This window comes from Microcystis viridis FACHB-1342 (genome assembly GCF_014698335.1).
Lineage (GTDB): Bacteria > Cyanobacteriota > Cyanobacteriia > Cyanobacteriales > Microcystaceae > Microcystis > Microcystis ichthyoblabe_A.
In genome coordinates this window covers 25,223-44,983 of record NZ_JACJSV010000039.1, presented here as the reverse complement: position 1 = coordinate 44,983, position 19,761 = coordinate 25,223, and the positions used below count along the sequence as shown (strand labels likewise).

Genomic DNA, 19,761 nt, shown 5'->3' with positions numbered 1-19,761 from the left:
TTTATCAGAAAAGTCATGATCAAGCTAGAGGTTTAAAGACTGATCGGGTTCCAATTATTTTTATTAATAAATATTTTACACAATTCATACCAGGTAAGCAAGAGAGCTACGCCACTACTACCGAATCATTACCTGTTTTTCTATGTGAAAATTGATGAAGTTCCAGCTTCAAAAACAGCTTTACCCAGCGATAAAGTAAAACTCTGTTTAACTCAAGTGCCAGATGATTGTCCACCGGGTTTCGCAATCAGTTAATTTAATCGTTTTTCAATCATTCCAGATGAAAAAAATTAATCTATCCCGGAGTCGTGAATAACGATTAATTATTAATACTTTAACCAAAACGACCGCTAACATAATCTCTAGTGGACTCTTGAGCGGGATTTTGAAAGATAACCTCGGTGCGATCATATTCCACTAAATAACCCACTTTACCACCTTTTGGGGTCGGTTCAGCATTATAAAAAGCCGTTAAATCAGAAACCCGCGACGCTTGTTGCATATTGTGGGTGACAATAACTATAGTATATTGGGTTTTCAATTCGTGAATTAATTCCTCAATTTTTAGGGTAGAAATTGGATCGAGTGCCGCACAGGGTTCATCCATTAAAACAACTTCCGGTTTAACCGCAATAGCGCGAGCAATACATAACCTTTGTTGTTGTCCTCCCGATAAAGCTAAACCACTTTCCTTGAGTTTATCTTTAACATCATCCCAGAGAACGGCTTTTTTTAAAGATTCCTCTACTAATTGATCCATATCACCGATGTAACCATTTAAGCGCGCCCCAAAAGCGATATTTTCATAGATAGATTTGGGGAAAGGATTCGGTTTCTGAAAAACCATACCGATGCGACTGCGTAACCCGATAGGATTAACGGAATTACCATAAATATCTTGGCCCCGAAAGGTAACTTTTCCCTCAATTTTGGCACTTTTAACTAGATCATTCATGCGATTAAAACAGCGCAAAACTGTACTTTTTCCGCAGCCAGAAGGACCGATAAAAGCGATCGCTTTTTTCTCAGGAATATCAAGGTTAACATCACGAACAGCGAGATTAGAACCATAGTAAACATTTAAGTTTTTGGTTCTCAAAACCGCATCGGTGACAACATCGCTACTATACATAATCTTTAAAGGAATAGGTGTTGGGGAAAAGGGAGAAGGGACAGGGAAAGAGGGAAGAAAAAAGCTGATAACTGATAACTGATAACTGATAACTGATAACTGATTTAGCCAAAACGTCCACTAACATAATCTTTAGTTGCTTGTTCTTGAGGATCACCGAAGATTTTGTCCGTATGATCAAACTCGACTAAATAACCAATTTTGCCACCTTTATCGGTGGGTTCAGCGTTATAAAAAGCCGTTAAATCCGCTACTCTAGTAGCTTGTTGCATATTGTGAGTAACAATAATAATTGTATAACGTTCTTTTAATTCGTGCATTAATTCCTCAACTTTTAAAGTTGAAATTGGATCCAGTGCCGAACAGGGTTCATCCATTAATAATACTTCTGGTTGAGCGGCAATAGTGCGAGCAATACATAATCTTTGTTGTTGTCCCCCCGATAGGGAAAAACCGCTTTCTTTTAGTTTATCTTTTACTTCTTCCCAGAGAGCTGCTCGACGCAAGGAAGTTTCTACTAATTCATCTAAATCGCCTTTATAACCATTTAATCGCGCTCCGTAAACCACATTATCGTAGATGGATTTGGGAAAAGGATTAGGGCGCTGGAACACCATACCGATATATTTTCTGACTTCGACAGGATCTACCTCTTGAGAGTAAATATCTTGGTTATGATAAAAAACTTTGCCGTCAATACGAAAACCGTGAATTAAATCATTGAGACGATTAAAACACCTGAGAATGGTACTTTTTCCACAGCCAGAGGGTCCGATAAAAGCGGTGACTCTATTTTTGGGAATATCGATGGAAACGTCCCGCACTGCCCGATAATTACCATAGTAAATATCAGCCTTATCGACCTTTAAAACGGTTCCTGTAGAATGGGGGTTAGAATTAGTTAGCATAAATTATTTACCTTGAATTTGGCTAATTTAGGAATCAGAAAGATAGGTAGATTTTTACTTAAATATCCCTTTTTGCTTTTCACTTTTTCCTTGACTTAATAGGTTTTCTGGCGCGTGGCTAAACGGGATAAAATGTTAGTTACCAACACCAAAAGCACGAGAATTAAAGCACCTGCCCAAGCTAATTGCTGTTGAGGGGCAAAAGGGGCAGTAGCAAAGTTGAAAACTAGGACCGAAAGGGTGGCAATCGGTTCAAAGACACCCCGAGGCCAAAAGTTAGAGAATAATGCCGTAAAAATTAAGGAGGCGGTTTCCCCAGCAGCCCTAGCAATTGCTAAGGTTACACCGGTTAAAATAGCGGGAACTGCCGCAGGAAGGACGATTTTTAGGACGGTTTGGTAGTTATAGGCCCCTAAACCCATGGCTGCCCAGCGGATGTCTTGGGGAACGATTTTTAAAGCCTCATCGGTGGTTCTAATAATAGTCGGTAACATTAACACCGCTAAACCGATCGAACCGGCCAGGGCAGAAAAGCCTAAAAGGGCTGTTCCTTCGCCAAATAAGGGCGCAACTAACAAACCGAAGGCGAAAACCCCGACAATAATCGAAGGGACACCCGCTAGAACGTTGGTAGCAAAGCGCACACCCTGGGCAAGTTTGTTATCACCGCTAAATTCCGAGAGATAAACCGCCGCTAAAACGCCGATGGGAACTGCGATCGCTGTAGCCAGGGCAACGACGATAATTGTGCCTAAAATGGCATTAGCGATGCCTCCTCCTCCTAAACCCGGTGGTGGCGGTAATTTAGTAAAGAGATTAGCGTTTAAACGACCCACCCCTTGCACAAAAACAAAGCCTAGGACGGCAAAAAGGGGAATCACGGTGACAGCTAAACATAAAGCCGAGAGAACGGTCATAATTGTCCCCAATAGCGATCGAGGACTACTCGGTTTCTTTTTGAGATTATTGCCTAAATTCGCACTATCCATATCAGTTAAAAGATGGCTTAATACTTAGCTTTGACGCGATTAACGATTAATTCTGCGAAGATATTGACTACTAGGGTCAAAACCAAGAGAACAAAACCCGCATACATGAGTGCCGATACTTGCATTCCCGATGCTTCGGCGAATTGGTTAGCCAATAAGGAAGCGATCGTGTTAGCGGGGGCGAGAATAGAGGCACTAATGCGGTTAGAATTGCCGATAATCATCGTTACTGCCATGGTTTCCCCTAAAGCACGCCCTAAAGCTAACATAATCCCCCCGACAATCCCAGAAAAAGCGGCAGGAATTAATACCCGAAAAATCGTTTCCCAACGGGTGGCCCCCAAACCTAGGGAAGCTTGTCGCAAATCCGGCGGTAAAGCGGCCAAAGAGTCGCGAGAGATAGCGATAATAATCGGCAGGATCATAATTGCTAAAATAACCCCCGCCGGTAACATTCCAGGACCCCCTAAAGGAGTACTAAACAGAGGAATCCAACTAAAATTAGCATTTAACCAGTTACCAAGGGGTCTGAGGATAGGAATCAATACAAAGATACCCCATAATCCGTAAACAACACTGGGAATAGCGGCCAAAAGTTGTACGAGAAAAACCAAAATTGTCCGCGCATTTAAGGGAATAAAATCTTCGCTTAAAAAAATGGCTGAACCGATGCCGAGGGGAACAGCAATCAGGAGGGCAATCAGAGAACTAACGAGAGTTCCGTAGATAACGGGCAGAACTCCGAATTCTTCCCGACCGCGCACGGGATTCCAAGCACTACTGGTCAAAAATCCCAGACCAAAGGTTTGAATCGCTGGTAGGGCCCGAATAAAAATAACTAGGGCAATTAGGAGCAAAATCAGCCCAATAGCGATGGCAAAGGCGGTGGTTAATCCAACAAAGCCTTTATCGAGGATTTTTTCCGATTCTGGACGTTCTTTAAAATTTGAGTCGGGTGGAACTGTGGGCGCACTCATGATTAGGGTTTAAATCCAGCTAGTTTGCGGCAGCTAAGGGAGAAATTGGCCTTTCTCCACTACTATTGTAACTTTGAATACATTTTTTCGGCGACTAATCCACGTTGATCGTGTAATCAGGATAGATGACATCGGCAGCGGCGGCTACTCGTTCCCGAACGTTTTTCGGTAGGGGAATATAACCAAGGGGAGCTGCTTGTTCTTGTCCTTGGTTAAGTCCAAATTCAATCATCGCCTCCATTGCTAAAGCTTTTTGGGGATCGTTGTATTTTTTGTAAACCAACATCCAGGTATAGGTGACAATGGGATAGGAATTTTCTCCCGGCGGATCGATGATAAAAGCCCGCAGATTTTCGGGTAATTCCACCGTGGCTAAGGTGGCAGCGGCGTTGGTTTCATTGGGGATAACGAATTGACCGGCTTGGTTTTGTAAAACGGCCATGGGCAGGTTATTATTTTTAGCGAAACCGTACTCGATATAGCCGATCGAGCCTTGATTTTGTTGAATTAGGGCAGTTACACCCTCATTGCCTCTACCGCCAAGAAATTTACCTTTTTTGGTCGGCCATTGTACGGCTTTTCCTTCACCGATGCTTTTTTTCCATTCGGGACTAACGGCGCTTAAAAACTTGGTAAAAACTCCCGTTGTCCCGCTACCGTCTGCCCGGTGAACTACGGTAATTTCTTCATCGGGTAGTTTTAAATCGGGGTTATCGGCGGCAATTTTGGCATCGTTCCAACGGGTAATCGTGCCTAAAAAGATGCCTACATAGGCTTCTCTACTTAGTTTCAGCCCTTCTACTCCGGGCAAATTATAAGCCATAACGATGCTTCCCGCCGTCATCGGTAGCAGTAAAACCCCTCGGCTAACTCTGGCCATATCCTCGTCACTCATGGCCACATCGGAAGCGCCAAAATCGATCGTACCTTGGATAAATTGTTCGACTCCCGCCCCGCTACCGGTAGATTGATAGTTAATTAGTAGTTTGGAAAATAGTTGATTAATGGTGACAAACCAGTTTTGATATAGGGGTGCAGGAAAAGAAGCACCCGCACCATTGAGGGCGACCTCTCCTTTTAGGGGAACCTGGGCGATTCTATTGCTTCCCTCTCCGCTGGTTCCCGCCGTATCGCCGCCACCACAAGCGGTTAAAGTCGCTGTTAGAGTCGCTAGGGATAAGGCTGTTAGTAAATTGGTCTTGTTTCTGCTGGGCATAGGATTAATTTTGATCCGTAAACTGCCTTAAATCTTACGCTAAAAGTTACCACTGCTTGGTAAAGAATAGGTTAAGAAGTGAATAAAAGAACGTAATGTATTGTCAAGAAAAGTTTTCTCGATAACTAGACAAAAATCTCAACTTCTTTTACTATCTATTTTGACTAAACATTAGTTTTAAGTCGCGGGTAAAGCCGCTAACTTTTCCCGTCTATATAGGGGGTTTCTCTTTCCCTACCATTATAGTGACGTAAAAACAACAAAGAAAAGATTAAGGTTTTTAGCCATCATCCCTCAGCTTTTTTCTTCCCACTTCCCCACTGATAACTGAAAAGTCTCCCCAATACCCGTTTTTACTTTCTCCTTTTGACACCTATGCTAGAAATCTTTACTCAGCTATCTCGTCCGACCAAAGTAGTGGCAACCATACTAGGAACTGCTCTACTTTTACCCGCTTGTGCCAATATTAATCCTCAAGATCTAAAACCAATTAAAATCGATGGTTCGAGTACCGTAGCACCAATTACTGATAAAGTTCTCGAAGATTTTAAAGCTAATACCCCTAACAAAGCTTTGGCTGATGTTAAAATTGACGCTAATATTTCAGGAACTGGCGGCGGTTTTAGAAAATTTTGTGCGGGAGAAACGGATATTAATAATGCTTCTCGGCCGATTTCTGTGGAAGAATTAAAAGAATGTGATGCTAATAAGGTCAGATTTATCGAACTACCGATCGCTTTTGATGCTTTAACCGTGGTAGTCAATCCCAAAAATAACTGGGTTGATGATATTTCCACCACAGAATTAAGAACTATTTGGGAACCAGCGGCCGAGAATAAAATCAAACGTTGGAATCAAATTAATCCCGCTTGGCCCGACCAACCGATTACCCTTCACGGGCCGGGTAAAGATTCCGGAACCTACGATTTTTTTAGTGATGTAATTAACGGCAAAGATGCCAGTCGTGGGGACTTTAATTTTAGTGAAGATGACCAAGCTTTAGTTAATGCCGTCAGTCAAGATGCCAACGCTTTAGGCTATTTTGGCCATGCTTACTATGAACAAAATCGGGATAAATTAAAAGCTTTGAAAGTTAACGGTATTGAACCAACTCGCGGCAATGTCGAGGATAGTAAATATCAGCCTTTATCTCGTCCTTTGTTTATTTATGTTAATGCTCAAAAAGCCCAAGAGAATCCCGCTTTAGAGAAATTTGTTAAATATTATCTCGATCGAGTTCCTGATTTATTAGATAGTATTGGTTATATTCCCCTACCGGATGAGGCCTATCATTTGGCACGGGTACAGTTGCAAAAATTTGAGGTAGGAACGGTTTTTAATGGCCGACCTCAACCCAATTTAACCATCGGGGAATTACTTCGCAAACAAGCTCAATTTGAAGCGAAGTAGGGTTTGCGGCAAAAAGTAGGGGCGAAGCATTCGGATAGAAAATCTACGGTTTCACCGATAGGTTATTGCCCGAATGCTTCGCCCTTACAGGACTCTCAAAATCTTGCACCTGTGGGGGCGAAACAGTACCCTAAAACTCTTACCTCGTCTATATTTCACATTTATTCAGCAAACCCTAAGTAACGATTCCCATCTGGTAGGAAAATATAGCGTTTCCTGTTCGCAAGAGGTACATTGTCGATGGTGAAAAGCTTAATCAGCAAAGGTTTGACTGTGCCACACAGGTGTGAGAAACGCTATATATAAGGATTTTCCTACTCCTATCTGCCTCCTAACATAGCAAAAGGTTTGCCAATTTCACCCAACAGAGATACAGAAAAAAAAGAGGGGACAAACCCCCCATTCAGCGTATCAATAAACTTGTTAATTAACCCTTCGGTGTCGCCCCAAATTGCTCAATGAGGATAGAAGTTAACACCGATTTTAGGTCTTCACAGGGAATCCCTTTTTGTACACAACTTCCCAGGTGAGCATCTTTACCCACTTTACCCCCCATGTAGAGGTCAACTCCCTCGACGGTTTTGCCGTCTTTGCGAGCTTTTGTCCCCATCAAACCGATATCGGCCACTTGGGGTTGTCCGCAGGAGTTAGGGCAACCAGTCCAGTGCATACGCACACCCCGGGGGATATTTAATTCAGCATCTAACTGACGAATCAAGTCCACAGCCTTATTTTTGGTTTCAATCAGGGCAAAATTGCAGAATTGCGCCCCCGTACAGGAAACGAGCGCTCGTTGTAAAGGAGTGGGATTGGGGGTAAACTTAGCCAGTAAAGGCTCGGTTAAAAGAGTTGGCATATTTTCAGCCGCTATATTGGGAATAATCACGTTTTGTTCCACAGTTAAACGCAATTCTCCGCTGCCATACACTTCGGCAATCCGGGCTAAATCGAACATATCATCGGCAAATAGACGACCAACGGGAACACAAAGACCGATATAGCTCAATCCCTCCTGTTTTTGGGGAAAAACTCCTAAATGATCCCGTTTTTCCCAGTCAATAGCGTCTTTTTCGGCTGCCGTTGCCAAGGGATAACCTAACTGATTAGCCACCCGCGTCCTGAATTCCTCGATTCCCCACTCATCAATTAACCACATTAAACGGGATTTTTGACGATTGGCACGCAATCCGTTATCGCGGTAAACTTCTAAAATCCCTCGGCATAAATCCACCACCTCCTGATTAGGTCTCACCCAAACATTCATGGGAATTGCCGCTTCACAGCGTTTAGCCGAGAAAAAGCCACCCACCACGACATTAAAGCCTAATTCTCCTTCTTTATAGGCAGGAACAAAGGCAATATCGTTAATTTCCGCATGAACCGAGTTATCCCGGCCCCCCTCGATGGCAATATTAAATTTGCGGGGCAGATTGGTAAATTGATAATTACCTTGACCGCAGTTGGTAATCATATCTTGGACTTTTTGGACTAATTCCCTGGTGTCAATTAATTCATCTGCGTCTAGTCCCGCCATGGGTGAACCGGTAATATTTCTGACATTATCCATGCCCGATTGTACCGAAGTCATGCCCACGGATTTTAGTCGTTGGAAAATATCAGGAATATCTTCGATACGAATACCGCGTAATTGTAGGTTTTGACGAGTAGTAATATCGGCATTGCCATCATCGCCGTAACGCTGCACAATTTCCCCTAAAACGCGCATTTGCTCACCGCTAATAATGCCGTTAGGAACCCGCAAACGCATCATGAATTTACCCGGGGTGACAGGACGATAAAAAACCCCCACCCATTTTAAGCGATGTTCTAAATCGGTTTTATCCATCGCTTCCCAACCGATTTGGGCAAAATGATCTAGTTCATCTTTAATGGCTAATCCGTCTTTTTCGGCTTTAAATTTCTCGAATTTATTGAGAGTTGTTCCATCTTTTTCAGGTGCTTGTACCACGAATCTATCTCCTTTTGGTTTGTGGGTGTAATTGTTCTAGTTGGTGCGGGTTAGAAATGAAGAAATCCGGATTTAACAATAAGTATTCTGTAAAATACTGTCGTCATTAGCAAAAATTTAGTAATTTACCTAGTCTCTATTTGTTATTTAATTCTTTTTAACTTGGGTGATTTTGTATTGTTTGTAACAGAAATCTCCTAACCATCGTGTTTAGGCATTTATATCATGCAGTAAGTGCATTGAGGTGGGGAAGTGGGGTGTGGGGTGTGGGGTGTGGGGAGATGGGAGAATAAATAAAAATAATCTCCTAACTTGAAAATAGAGGCTGAAATAACGCAAATTCGTCAATCATACTAAATCCGTTGAGTATAGGCTACATATCAGGACAGGCACTCCTGCAAGTGGAGTGACTCTTAAATTATTACAGATGTATCAGCAGCCGCGTGTAAGCATCCTACCGAAAAACTAATGCGCTCCGGGGTTTGGGGGGTAGAACCCCCCAAAAACTTGGATTGAGCAATAAAATCGTAAGTAATACGGCCATCCGTTGAGTATAGGCTACATATCAAGAGAGGCACTGACTGGAAAATAGAAGCTGAAATAACGCCAATTCGTCAATCAGAATATTGTCATGCTTGGTGGTGTCAACTTTGGCATCGCGACTGCTTTCTGTCTCCTCTGAATTTTCCTAAGCGAGAAACTTAACCAACTCCTCTAATTTTTGCCAAGCTAACCCACTGGCTAAAATCTCGCGAGCGAGGGCGAAACCAGCAGCATGATCGCCAAAAGTGACCTTTTCTGCCACCTGTAGGGCAAGAGCGGCATTAATCGCCACAGCATCCCGTTGAGCGGGCGTTCCCCCCCCTTGCAGAACATTTTTGAGGATTTCGGCATTTTCTGGCACTTCCCCGCCTTTAAGGGCATTTAAACTGGCTCTAGGGATAGAAATTGACAAGGGATCGATTGCCGCAGAAATCACCTCGCCATTATTTAATAAAGCCATATCGGTCAGATCTCCCAACCCCACCTCGTCGAGTTTTTCCCGGCCGTGAACAATAATCGCCTTGGGGGTTCCCATTTGTGCTAAAGCTGTGGCCATGGGGGTGAGAAATTGCTGGTCATAAACCCCGATAACTTGACCTGTGGGACGGAGAGGATTAACTAGAGGACCCAGAAGATTAAAAACCGTGCGAACTTTCAGGGTTTTGCGGAGATTAGCCACACTTTTCAGGGCCGGATGCCAACCAGGGGCAAAAAGAAAGGTCACTCCCACCCCATCTAAAGCCGCCGCCACTTTCTCGCTAGGGGCGCTTAAATTAACCCCAAGATATTCTAAAACATCGGCCGAACCGACTTTACTGGAGGCGGAGCGATTGCCGTGTTTAGCCACTTTTACGCCCCCGGCGGCCGCCACAAAAGCCACGGCAGTGGAAATATTAAAGGTTGAGGCCCCGTCACCGCCGGTGCCACAGGTATCGATAACGGGAGTAGTATGGGGTTTAGGGTCTTCTAAGCGAGATTGTTGCCGTAAAACTCCGGCCATTCCCGCTAATTCGGCGGCCGAGACTCCTTTTGCTTGCAAAGCCGCTAAAATCGCCCCCGATAAAACTTCCGGAATCTGGCCGTTTAACCATCCGGTCATTAATTCTTCAGCTTGGTTAAGGGAAAGGGATTTTCGATCGAGTAGTTGCTGCAGTAGGTTTGGCCAGTCTTGATTGGTCATCGCTGTTCCATTGCTGTGGGGATGGGGCGATATACTATCATAGCGGTTTGTCTGGAGAATCGAGCGCTCCTAGTAATTTGGCTCTCTTAGGTTTGGTGGGTAAAATGTATTCTAAAATACAGTTTTGCGGCCGAGTGAGTGGGACGAACCACAGAGACACAAAGGACACAAAGACTGATCGCTACTATATAAGTTAAACTTATTACACAAAGAATAAGAGAGCCGGAATTTTTACTTCAAATCGAGCAAACCCTGTTCTTTTAACTTAGGATTAAAACGAATTTCCATCTGTACTCCCCGTTTTTCTAGAGTTGATAAAACATCGTTTTCTACTCGTCTGGATACCTGTTTTAATAACTTGATTTGCCCTACTTCGTCAGCACTTTGATAAATTTCTTTTTCTGTCTCAGTCATGGCTAATTTAGCATCAATTGGTTCTGTCCAGAGTTTTTCATCGCCGATTACTGCCTGACTTTCTCTTAGCCAAGCTTGTTTAATCGATTCGAGAATAGTTCGATTAGGACGCTCAATCACCTGTATTTTTAGCCAATAACAAGCTTGAGGCTGTCGGGCAAGATGTTGTTTTAAACTGAGATAAATATCACGAGAATAGCCGACAAACTCTAAGACTTGTTCTCGATCAAAAATGGCATAAACCCCGATTTTTCCCTGGAAATCAACACAGATATTACCGGTGGCATCTAGGTAGGGAATGTATTCTAATTGTTCGAGATTAGCAAAAGTATCAGACTCATTCATAATTAATCGTCGCTAATTGGTTGGAGATAAGTAGGTAGGTGTTAAAAACTTTCAGATCCACCGCTGATCAAGTAGGATTGATTCAAGGTAGAGTTGATTCAAGGTAGGGTTGATTCATGAATCAACCCTACCCGTTTAAAATTGTACCAAAAAGTCTTAGGCTAAATTAGTCCCCAAAAATGATCAATTCTCAATGCCTACTGCTTCTCTTAACGAAATTGTTCACGCGGCCTTAAGTGGTCAAGTGGTTTCTTTTCCCACGGATACAGTCCCCGCTTTAGCGGTTTCTCCCCCCTATGCTGCCTTAGTTTTTGCCGCTAAAAAACGGACTTTTGATAAACCTTTAATTCTAATGGCGGCCTCAGCAGCAGATTTATGGGATTATGTCAAGGGAAATCAGGAAGAAAGGGAAATTTGGCGGCAAATGACCGAAAAATACTGGCCCGGCTCCCTAACTTTGGTTTTACCCGCTTCTGAAAAAGTACCAAAAGTTCTTAACCCTAAGGATTCTAGCACGATTGGTATCCGAGTTCCCGCTCATGCGATCGCAAGAGAAATTCTCGGTCGAACTGGTGTTTTAGCGACCACAAGTGCTAATCTGTCAGGACAAGAGCCTTTATTAACTCCAGAAGCGATTATGACTACTTTTCCCTCGGTGACGGTGTTAGCACCCACAGAAAGGCAAGCATGGGGAATAATTAATAGTGGACAACCCTCCACCGTCGCGCGTTGGCAATGTCAAAGATGGGATATCTTACGACAAGGGGCAGTTTTTCTGTAAATATGGACGATATTGACGCTTTAAAACGGGAATTACAGCAAACTCGCCTCGCTTATCAGATGGCTGTGGCAATTAATCACCTCAAAAGCAGTTTTTTAGGACGGGTTGCCCACGAATTGCGATCGCCATTGAGCAGTATGATCAGTATCCATCAAATGATTCTCGCCGATCTTTGTGAAAGTTCGGCCGAAGAAAGGGAATTTATCGCCCAGGGACAACTGGCAGGCCGTAAACTGATGGCAATGCTCGATGAGATGATTAATCTCTCGAAGCTAGAGTCGGGTACTATACCTCTGGAGCGAGAAATTTTTTCTTTAACTAAACTCTGGGAAGATTGGGCAAGTTTAACCTATTTACAGGCAGCTAATCGCAATATTCAGCTTAAATTTAGCCCTTTAACTGATGATATTGCTATTATTGCCGATTATCAATGTTTATCCTCCGCTCTTGTTCTTCTCGTCGATGCAGCGATCGCCAACCCAGGAAGTGGCTCTATTTGTATATCCGTAAGCGCTCTTGACGAGAAAAAAGTCACTATTAGTCTAGAATTTACGGGGGAAATCCCTCTCTGGCCAATGCCAGAAATTTCATCCTTGAGTTTAGAATCAAAGCCAGAAGAAGTCAAACAATTTACTCAAGTTCTTGGCTTTTCTCCTAGTCTTAAATTCCAGTTAGCGAAGGGAATTATCGAAGTATCGGGGGGGGAAATGAGCTTAGATCGAATCGATAACAATAGTCAGGACAAGCTCACAGAGATCGTTTTTTCTTTACCTCGATCGCCGGACAGGAAAACTCCTCGGGATAACGATTAAATAATACCATCGTCGTGGTGGCGTTGCTTTGGAAACCAATGCGCTGGTAAAATTGTTGTTGGTTAGTAGTCATCAAATAGACTCTTTCCACCCGATTTATTCGGGGATGGGCCAAAACTGTTTCTACTAATTTACGTCCTAAACCGGCTCCCTGATAATCGGGATGAACAATCACATCCCAAATAGTTGCCCGATAAATGCCGTCAGAAGTGGCCCGAGCAAAACCAATTAATTGCCGCTCATTCCACACCGTCACCACCGGATCACTATAGTCAATTGCGGTTTCTAAATCTTCTAAACGGCGATCTATTGCCCAAAATGCGGTTAAATTAAATAATTCTCGTAGTTGCAATAAATCTATCTTGCTTTTATCCTCGTCAAACTGAATCTGACTACAATCAACCATGATATTTCCTTAGTCTAAGACTAAAAAATAAAAGAGGATTCACGCTCGATCGGGCTGATTTATGAGCAATTTCCCCTAATCTATGTGTTTGATTATACTAAATGTCTAAGATAATCTCTAGTTTATTTATCGTGATTTCTTGACAAGTTATTAATCAGTGATCGGGAGTCAGGAGATAGGAGTCAGGAGATAGGAGATTATTTTATTTATTCTCCCCACACCCCACACCCCACACCCTACACCCCACACCCCACACCCCACACCCCACAGCAATGCTTAACAATCAAAGATCTTCGCCGGTGTCTGTCATTTGTTTAGGGGAAATCCTCTATGATCTAATTGCCGATCAAAGCGATCGCTCTATAGAGAAAGTAACTTCTTGGACAACCTACGCGGGGGGTGCGCCGGCAAACGTGGCCTGTGGATTGCGAAAATTGGGCATAAATTCGGCTTTTATCGGTTGTGTGGGCAAAGATCAACCCGGAGAACAGTTAATCGCCTTGCTAGACGCTCTCGGAGTCGATACCACTGGTGTACAGTATCATGCCACCCTACCCACCCGACAAGTTTATGTCACCCGCGATGCTGGGGGAGACAGACATTTTGCGGGTTTTGGCGGCAGAAAAACGACTGATTTTGCCGATACTGCCCTTAATGCTGACCTATTGCCCGAAAATCTGTTTAAAAATGCCGATTATCTAGTGATGGGAACCCTAGGGTTAGCCTATCCCCTTTCCCGCCGGGCAATGCAACGCGCCCTCGAATTGGCTAAAATTTACGGAGTGAAAGTATTGATCGATATCAACTGGCGACCGGTTTTTTGGACTAATCTTGAGGTTGCTCCTGATCAGATTCGAGATTTTATTGCCCAGGCCGATTTGCTCAAATGTAGCGAGGAAGAAGCAGCATGGTTATTTGGCACTGATAACCCGGGAGAAATATCGTCAAAATACCCCAATTTAGGGGCAATTCTGGTTACTGGCGGCGCAAAAGGTTGTAAATATCATTTAGGCGAAAATAGCGGCAATGTCGAGGCTTTTTCTGGGGAGGTAGTGGATACCACTGGGGCGGGGGATGGCTTTGTGGCGGGTTTTTTAGCTCGTGCCGGTCTTGTAGGCGATAAAATCGAGGAAAATGCCGATTTAGCGCGTAACGCGGTGATTTATGCCTGTGCGGTGGGGGCAATGGTGACAAGAAGAGCAGGCGCGATCGCATCCCAACCGACTCGGGAACAGGTGGAGGAGTTTCTAGCGGCCCTTGACTCCTAGAAACTATACTAGGGTTTGCGGCAAAAAGTTTTTCGTGGGGGCAGGGTGTGGGGTGTGGGGTGTGGGGTGTGGGGTTTTATCCATTTTCAGGGGGTCAATTACCTAATTTTCAGGGAAAAAGTGCCTAAATTTCCCCCCCGATCACCCCAAGGTCTGGCACTTTTTGATGGGAAAAAAGTCTAAAAGTCTTATACAACAAGGTTTTTAGATTTATTCAGCCAACCCTATACTAAATCTGGTTATTAAAAACTGATTATCTATTCCCCCTCTTGCATGAGTGCCTATCTTGATATGTAACCTATACTCAACGGATTTAGTATTATTTGCCAGTTTTTTGGTCAAACCAGTCTAAAACCCGATTCCATGCCCACCAGCGATCGCTATCGCCCCACTGACGCTGACAGGATAAACTGCTGATATAACCCACATGACCACCGTGGTTGGTTAAGAGTAGATCCACGTGGGGATTATCAGCGATCGCTGCTTGCAGATCGGGAATAACTGCGGGGGAAAAGAGGGGATCATCGGCCGCGTAGAGGATAAAAGTGGGTTTAGTTAAATAGGGTTGAAAGGGCAAGGGACTACTAGCGGCATAATAGTCAAAAACTGTCTCAAATCCTAGCTTTTTAATCACTAATTCTCGATCGAATCCGGCAATCGTGGTGGCGCGAGTAATTGCTTCGGGATCGATATGATCGGGATGAGCTTGATGGATGCGTTTGGCTAACTTGCGTAATTCCCTGGCGATCGCTTTTTCCAAATGTTTCCCCCAGGTATCCCGGACGAGATAGGATAAGGAACGATTAGAGTCTAAATTAGGACAAATTACCGCCCCACCACCGATAGCGACGGGATCGATCCCCATATCTTCCTGATTCTCTGCCGATTTAATTCCCCAGAGGGCTAATTGTCCCCCCAGAGAGTAACCTGTGAACCAAAAAGGGGCGGGACAGCCCATTTTTTGAGCTTGGGCGGCAATATGAATGAAATCTAGCCCTTCATAGATGCCATCGGAGGTGAGAGTCGGGGATAATTCGGCTGTCTTACCGTGGGCCCGCCAATCGAAGAGGACGACTGCGTAGTTTCTCGCTACGGCTTTTCTGCCTAAAATCCTTAAAAACCATTGATTATCTAAGTCTCCCGTGATGCCGTAGGTCCCGATAATTGTTCCTTTCGCTTGCGGGGGAATGGAAACAATCCCGTAGATAGGGACGGCATTGGCCCCGGTGAAAATGGTTTCTTGATAGACTGGTTCGGGAATAGCGATCGTATTTTGCCAGGTTTCTCGCGCTTTTAGGGACACATAGAGAGTCATGGCAAAACCGTTTTTCAGCAATGGGGGCGGAGTGTAGGTGAGATTATCGGTCTTCGTCCTCGGATGGGCAATCATGGCAGCACAGGGGAATCAAAAAGTCAAGAGGGGGAAACAAAAATTAACTTATGTCCACCGCTTTCTTAAAAATTGTAAAGCAAATTGTCCCAAGCGGCGAGCAACTCTGGCAGGGCAGTGGCTGACCAATTGCCCTCACAACCGCGACCTTGATAGAGAATAAATCGCAGGGAATAATTATCAGGAAATCCTGCCGCTTCTAACCATAAAAGCTCGCTTTCCGCTTCACAAGCAATACTTTCTTCATCCATTAATTCTGTGGCCATGGCCGCCATAGTTGCGGTCAATTGTGATAGTAACCGACGCAAATCTTGCCACTCGGCCTCGGTTAATTCGATCGCCCAATCATCGCCACCAATTAATCCTTTATAAATGGCTGCCGTAGGATTCCAACCGAGTCGCCAACCCGAACCATATTTGAGAATTTTTTCCATAATTTTCTAGAATTTTAATAGGTCGGCATCTCCCGGTTTTGATAAAGATGGACGACTAGGAGAAGGACTAGGAGAAGGGTTAGGAGTGGGGGTTTCTTGGGGGAGAATAGCGGGGTTATAAATTTCGACTAGAAGGGTGACTAACTGCTGCCGTTGACGACGATTAAGACTGTTCATCGCTTTGATATCGGCAGCCATAGGATTAACGGTAAGGGTTGCTTGTCCGGGATAGTTTTCTTCGCTGATTTTCTCGTTCACTCCTAGGTAATCCCCTAGGGTTAATTGCCAATCAAAACGGATGAGAGTAAATCTTTTTTTGGTATCTTGATGATAACGAAGAAAGCGACTTATTAGGGTATTATTCGGATCGATCACTCCTGTCTCTCGACGGATATAGTTGTTTTCTTTCGGTAAATCTGGCATTGCTTGGTAAATTTGTTGGGCAACTGTTTCGGGGCGTTGAATTTGGCTCATCCCGGTGGATTGCCAGGATAACCACCAGACAAATACTCCTATTCCTAGGCAGAATACTAATAATATTAGTCGCTTAATTTTTAGCTTTTGAGGTAATTTTAATAGCATATTGATCAAGAATAAATTGAGCGGAACCTTTTTATAAATAGTGTCACACAAAGATTGCCATTCATCGCGGCTAGATTTTCCGAAACTTTTAGAACACTTGTACTAAGCTGTCCAGCCAAGTTTTCCACCATACTGTAATTCTTGGGCTGCCCATTTCTCCATTTTTTTGCTGACCTCCACCTTGATTCTTTCTTTCAAAACTATAGCTATCAATCGTTTCCCCTTTTTTTAAGTTTCTTCTCTTTTTGTTAAGAAATATCTGACTAATCGATAGGGGGGATCGAACCCAAAATCTATCTTCATATTTAATTAGAACCACTTACTTAAAACCCAGAGGGTTTTTGCTAGGGTAGATAACCCCAAGACTGGCAATCGCCCCCAGCCGGCTGCTGTAAAATAGGAAGGATAGATAAAACTCAGGAGAAAAGACCCCAGTGCCGTACAACCCCGCAGAAATCGAACAGAAATGGCAGAAGATTTGGCAGCAAATGGGATTGGACAAAACCCCAGAAAACGCCGATAAACCGAAATTTTACGCCCTCTCCATGTTCCCCTATCCATCAGGCAACCTGCACATGGGTCACGTTCGTAACTATACTATCACCGATGTGATTGCCCGTCTGAAAAGAATGCAGGGTTATCGCGTGCTGCATCCCATGGGGTGGGATGCTTTCGGATTACCCGCAGAAAATGCCGCCATTGAAAGAGGAGTTCCTCCGGCAAAATGGACTGATCAAAATATTGCCCAGATGAAACGGCAATTACAACAGTTAGGATTATCTATCGATTGGGAAAGAGAAGTTGCCACCTGTTCCCCGGAATATTATCGTTGGACCCAATGGCTATTTTTACAGTTTTTTGAATCGGGATTAGCCTACCAAAAAGAAGCGGCAGTGAATTGGGATCCTATCGATCAAACTGTCTTGGCCAATGAACAGGTAGATAGTGAAGGAAAATCTTGGCGATCGGGTGCTAAAGTAGAAAGAAAATTACTCCGGCAATGGTTCCTAAAAATCACCGATTATGCCGAACAATTACTCACTGATTTAGATAAACTTACCGGTTGGCCAGAACGGGTTAAAACCATGCAGGCCAACTGGATTGGTAAATCGGTAGGTGCTTATTTAGAATTTCCTCTTGTTAATTCCCCAGAAAAAATTGCTGTTTTTACCACTCGTCCCGATACGGTTTATGGAGTCACTTATGTGGTACTTGCTCCCGAACATCCCTTAACTTTACAAGTTACCACTCCCGAACAAAAATCGGCCGTAGAAACTTTTATTCAAGAGATAGCCAGCGAAAGCGAATTAGAAAGAACTGCCGAAGATAAACCCAAACGCGGTATTAAAACCGGAGGAGTGGCAATTAATCCTTTTACCGGTGAAGAAATTCCGATTTTAATTGCTGATTATGTCCTCTACGAATACGGGACAGGGGCAGTGATGGGAGTCCCGGCTCACGACAGTCGCGATTTTAAATTCGCTCAGGAAAATAATCTGCCAATTAAGATAGTTATTACTCCAGAAAGTGGCGAAATTGAGTTAAAAGAGGCCTACACAGAAGCGGGAATTATGATTAATTCCGCTCAATTTAATGGGTTGCATTCTACAGCAGGAAAAACCGCTATTATTGATTATGCCACTGCCCAAGGTTACGGCAAAGCTAGAATACAATATCGCCTCCGGGATTGGTTAATTTCCCGTCAAAGATATTGGGGTTGTCCGATTCCAGTTATCCACTGTCCTAACTGTGGAACCGTGCCAGTACCTATCGATAATTTACCCGTTACTTTACCGGAAAATGTCGAATTTAGCGGTCGAGGTGCTTCCCCTTTAGCCAAATTAGAAGACTGGGTAAATGTGGATTGTCCTCGCTGTGGCACTCCCGCAAAACGGGAAACGGACACTATGGATACTTTCATCGATTCTAGTTGGTATTTCCTCCGTTATACCGATGCTAAAAATGAAGATATACCCTTTCAATTCGAGAAGGTTAATGATTGGATGCCCGTGGATCAATACGTCGGAGGAATCGAACACGCTATCCTACATTTACTCTATTCTCGTTTCTTTACCAAAGTTTTAAGAGACCGAGGTTTAGTTAATGTCGATGAACCTTTTAACCGTCTATTAACCCAGGGAATGGTACAGGGATTAACCTACAAAAATCCCGAAACTGGCAAATATGTCCCCGCAGAAAATGTTATCTATCAAGAGGATAAATATTGCGATAAAGACACGGGAGAAGTTCTATCTTTCTTCTTTGAAAAAATGTCTAAGTCGAAATATAACGGCGTTGATCCTCTGAAAGTCCTGGAAAAATATGGGGCCGATACTGCCCGAATGTTTATACTTTTTACCGCACCCCCAGAAAAAGATTTACAGTGGGATGATGCGGGGGTAGAAGGACAATTTCGCTTTCTTAATCGGGTGTGGCGTTTAGTCAGCGAATATATTGAAAATAAACCCAAGCAAGTCAAAAAAATAGAAACTTTCTCGAAAACTGACAAGGATTTAAGACGGGCAATTCACACCGCTATTAAAGAAATCTCCGAGGATTTAGAAGGAGATTATCAATTTAATACCGCCATTTCCGAATTGATGAAACTCAGTAACGCTTTAGGGGATAATAAGTGTTTTGCATCCCCCATTTATCGGGAAGGAATCGAAACCCTATTAATCTTACTTTCCCTCTTTGCTCCCCATCTTAGCGAAGAATTATGGCAAGCTTTAGGTCATAGCCAATCAATTCACCTGCAACCCTGGCCAAAAGTTGATCCCACTGCCCTTATTGTGGACGAGATTACCCTTGTCATCCAAATTTTGGGAAAAACCAGAGGCACGATACAAGTTCCCGCTAGTGCCGATAAAAGCACCCTAGAAACCCTCGCCCTGGAATCAGAAATCGCCCAACGTTATTTAGAGGGTAAGGAAATCAAAAAAGTGATTGTTGTCCCGGGCAAATTAGTTAATTTTGTCGTGGTTTAAATGACAGCAATTATCACA

The 19,761-nt window shown here is 43.6% G+C and carries 17 protein-coding genes; 5 read left to right on the top strand and 12 right to left on the bottom strand.

All coding sequences use genetic code 11. The annotated features are described in order from the left end of the window. Positions 1-334: 334 nt before the first annotated feature. The 5 genes from pstB (H6G40_RS13830) to pstS form a co-directional block, all read right to left on the bottom strand. Positions 335-1,132 carry a phosphate ABC transporter ATP-binding protein PstB gene (gene pstB, locus H6G40_RS13830; protein WP_002752590.1) on the bottom strand — a complete coding sequence of 266 codons (798 nt, stop codon included), beginning with the start codon at positions 1,130-1,132 and terminating at the stop codon, positions 335-337. A gap of 104 nt (positions 1,133-1,236) precedes the next feature. Next, the gene (gene pstB / locus H6G40_RS13825; protein WP_002732845.1) at positions 1,237-2,040 is read right to left on the bottom strand and encodes a phosphate ABC transporter ATP-binding protein PstB; all 804 of its coding nucleotides are present in this window, start codon (positions 2,038-2,040) and stop codon (positions 1,237-1,239) included. Positions 2,041-2,135: 95 nt separating this feature from the next. Continuing rightward, a complete protein-coding gene (gene pstA / locus H6G40_RS13820; RefSeq protein WP_002732684.1) occupies positions 2,136-3,029 on the bottom strand; it encodes a phosphate ABC transporter permease PstA in 894 nt (297 codons plus the stop codon). 17 nt (positions 3,030-3,046) lie between these two features. Continuing rightward, complete coding sequence (gene pstC / locus H6G40_RS13815; protein ID WP_002749316.1) at positions 3,047-4,006, bottom strand: phosphate ABC transporter permease subunit PstC; 960 nt, start codon at positions 4,004-4,006, stop codon at positions 3,047-3,049. Between the two features lie 94 nt (positions 4,007-4,100). Beyond that, entirely contained in the window at positions 4,101-5,222 is a 1,122-nt protein-coding gene (gene pstS, locus H6G40_RS13810; RefSeq protein ID WP_069475239.1) for a phosphate ABC transporter substrate-binding protein PstS, read from the bottom strand. A 375-nt stretch (positions 5,223-5,597) separates the two neighbouring features. Between pstS and H6G40_RS13805 the strand changes: the two genes are divergently transcribed. After that, a complete protein-coding gene (locus H6G40_RS13805) occupies positions 5,598-6,632 on the top strand; it encodes a PstS family phosphate ABC transporter substrate-binding protein (RefSeq protein WP_002733642.1) in 1,035 nt (344 codons plus the stop codon). 427 nt (positions 6,633-7,059) lie between these two features. On the opposite strand, the gene H6G40_RS13800 is transcribed toward H6G40_RS13805, so the two are convergent. The 3 genes from H6G40_RS13800 to H6G40_RS13790 all read right to left on the bottom strand — a co-directional run bounded on the left by H6G40_RS13800 (position 7,060) and on the right by H6G40_RS13790 (position 11,083). Beyond that, the gene (locus H6G40_RS13800; protein WP_002733445.1) at positions 7,060-8,601 is read right to left on the bottom strand and encodes a ferredoxin--nitrite reductase; all 1,542 of its coding nucleotides are present in this window, start codon (positions 8,599-8,601) and stop codon (positions 7,060-7,062) included. A 688-nt stretch (positions 8,602-9,289) separates the two neighbouring features. Continuing rightward, a complete protein-coding gene (gene trpD / locus H6G40_RS13795) occupies positions 9,290-10,324 on the bottom strand; it encodes an anthranilate phosphoribosyltransferase (protein WP_069475241.1) in 1,035 nt (344 codons plus the stop codon). Between the two features lie 231 nt (positions 10,325-10,555). Beyond that, complete coding sequence (locus H6G40_RS13790; RefSeq protein ID WP_002734270.1) at positions 10,556-11,083, bottom strand: GIY-YIG nuclease family protein; 528 nt, start codon at positions 11,081-11,083, stop codon at positions 10,556-10,558. 193 nt (positions 11,084-11,276) lie between these two features. Here H6G40_RS13790 and H6G40_RS13785 point away from each other — a divergent pair, with 193 nt between their 5' ends. Both H6G40_RS13785 and H6G40_RS13780 read left to right on the top strand, forming a co-directional pair. Then, positions 11,277-11,864 carry an L-threonylcarbamoyladenylate synthase gene (locus tag H6G40_RS13785; protein ID WP_002732168.1) on the top strand — a complete coding sequence of 196 codons (588 nt, stop codon included), beginning with the start codon at positions 11,277-11,279 and terminating at the stop codon, positions 11,862-11,864. Continuing rightward, positions 11,819-12,676, top strand: a complete 858-nt coding sequence (locus H6G40_RS13780; RefSeq protein ID WP_123231192.1) for a sensor histidine kinase — start codon at positions 11,819-11,821, stop codon at positions 12,674-12,676. The genes H6G40_RS13785 and H6G40_RS13780 overlap by 46 nt, the downstream gene beginning before the upstream one ends. Here H6G40_RS13780 and H6G40_RS13775 read toward each other — a convergent pair. Beyond that, a complete protein-coding gene (locus H6G40_RS13775) occupies positions 12,612-13,082 on the bottom strand; it encodes a GNAT family N-acetyltransferase (protein ID WP_002735010.1) in 471 nt (156 codons plus the stop codon). The two genes, H6G40_RS13780 and H6G40_RS13775, sit on opposite strands and share 65 nt — an antisense overlap. A 272-nt stretch (positions 13,083-13,354) precedes the next feature. On the opposite strand from H6G40_RS13775, the gene H6G40_RS13770 reads away from it, so the two are divergent. Then, positions 13,355-14,350, top strand: a complete 996-nt coding sequence (locus H6G40_RS13770; protein WP_069475244.1) for a carbohydrate kinase family protein — start codon at positions 13,355-13,357, stop codon at positions 14,348-14,350. Positions 14,351-14,669: 319 nt separating this feature from the next. Here the strand turns inward: H6G40_RS13770 and H6G40_RS13765 are convergent, their stop codons facing one another. The 3 genes from H6G40_RS13765 to H6G40_RS13755 all read right to left on the bottom strand — a co-directional run bounded on the left by H6G40_RS13765 (position 14,670) and on the right by H6G40_RS13755 (position 16,756). Further along, the gene (locus tag H6G40_RS13765; protein ID WP_016516293.1) at positions 14,670-15,740 is read right to left on the bottom strand and encodes a YheT family hydrolase; all 1,071 of its coding nucleotides are present in this window, start codon (positions 15,738-15,740) and stop codon (positions 14,670-14,672) included. A 65-nt stretch (positions 15,741-15,805) separates the two neighbouring features. Continuing rightward, positions 15,806-16,174, bottom strand: coding sequence for a DUF1818 family protein (locus H6G40_RS13760; RefSeq protein ID WP_069475245.1), 369 nt, complete (start codon positions 16,172-16,174; stop codon positions 15,806-15,808). Between the two features lie 6 nt (positions 16,175-16,180). Next, positions 16,181-16,756 (bottom strand): hypothetical protein, encoded by a 576-nt coding sequence (locus H6G40_RS13755; protein WP_069475246.1) that lies wholly within the window; start codon positions 16,754-16,756, stop codon positions 16,181-16,183. Between the two features lie 434 nt (positions 16,757-17,190). Here H6G40_RS13755 and leuS point away from each other — a divergent pair, with 434 nt between their 5' ends. After that, positions 17,191-19,743, top strand: a complete 2,553-nt coding sequence (gene leuS / locus H6G40_RS13750; protein WP_081330897.1) for a leucine--tRNA ligase — start codon at positions 17,191-17,193, stop codon at positions 19,741-19,743. Positions 19,744-19,761 lie beyond the last annotated feature (18 nt).

Coding starts and splice junctions, on each gene's coding strand:
- pstB (WP_002732845.1), bottom strand. CDS start 2,040: ATGCTAACTAATTCTAACCCCCATTCTACAGGAACCGTTTTAAAGGTC.
- trpD (WP_069475241.1), bottom strand. CDS start 10,324: ATGACCAATCAAGACTGGCCAAACCTACTGCAGCAACTACTCGATCGA.
- pstB (WP_002752590.1), bottom strand. CDS start 1,132: ATGTATAGTAGCGATGTTGTCACCGATGCGGTTTTGAGAACCAAAAAC.
- H6G40_RS13785 (WP_002732168.1), top strand. CDS start 11,277: ATGCCTACTGCTTCTCTTAACGAAATTGTTCACGCGGCCTTAAGTGGT.
- pstC (WP_002749316.1), bottom strand. CDS start 4,006: ATGAGTGCGCCCACAGTTCCACCCGACTCAAATTTTAAAGAACGTCCA.
- pstS (WP_069475239.1), bottom strand. CDS start 5,222: ATGCCCAGCAGAAACAAGACCAATTTACTAACAGCCTTATCCCTAGCG.
- H6G40_RS13775 (WP_002735010.1), bottom strand. CDS start 13,082: ATGGTTGATTGTAGTCAGATTCAGTTTGACGAGGATAAAAGCAAGATA.
- H6G40_RS13755 (WP_069475246.1), bottom strand. CDS start 16,756: ATGCTATTAAAATTACCTCAAAAGCTAAAAATTAAGCGACTAATATTA.
- H6G40_RS13760 (WP_069475245.1), bottom strand. CDS start 16,174: ATGGAAAAAATTCTCAAATATGGTTCGGGTTGGCGACTCGGTTGGAAT.
- pstA (WP_002732684.1), bottom strand. CDS start 3,029: ATGGATAGTGCGAATTTAGGCAATAATCTCAAAAAGAAACCGAGTAGT.
- H6G40_RS13770 (WP_069475244.1), top strand. CDS start 13,355: ATGCTTAACAATCAAAGATCTTCGCCGGTGTCTGTCATTTGTTTAGGG.
- H6G40_RS13765 (WP_016516293.1), bottom strand. CDS start 15,740: ATGATTGCCCATCCGAGGACGAAGACCGATAATCTCACCTACACTCCG.
- H6G40_RS13780 (WP_123231192.1), top strand. CDS start 11,819: ATGTCAAAGATGGGATATCTTACGACAAGGGGCAGTTTTTCTGTAAAT.
- H6G40_RS13805 (WP_002733642.1), top strand. CDS start 5,598: ATGCTAGAAATCTTTACTCAGCTATCTCGTCCGACCAAAGTAGTGGCA.
- H6G40_RS13790 (WP_002734270.1), bottom strand. CDS start 11,083: ATGAATGAGTCTGATACTTTTGCTAATCTCGAACAATTAGAATACATT.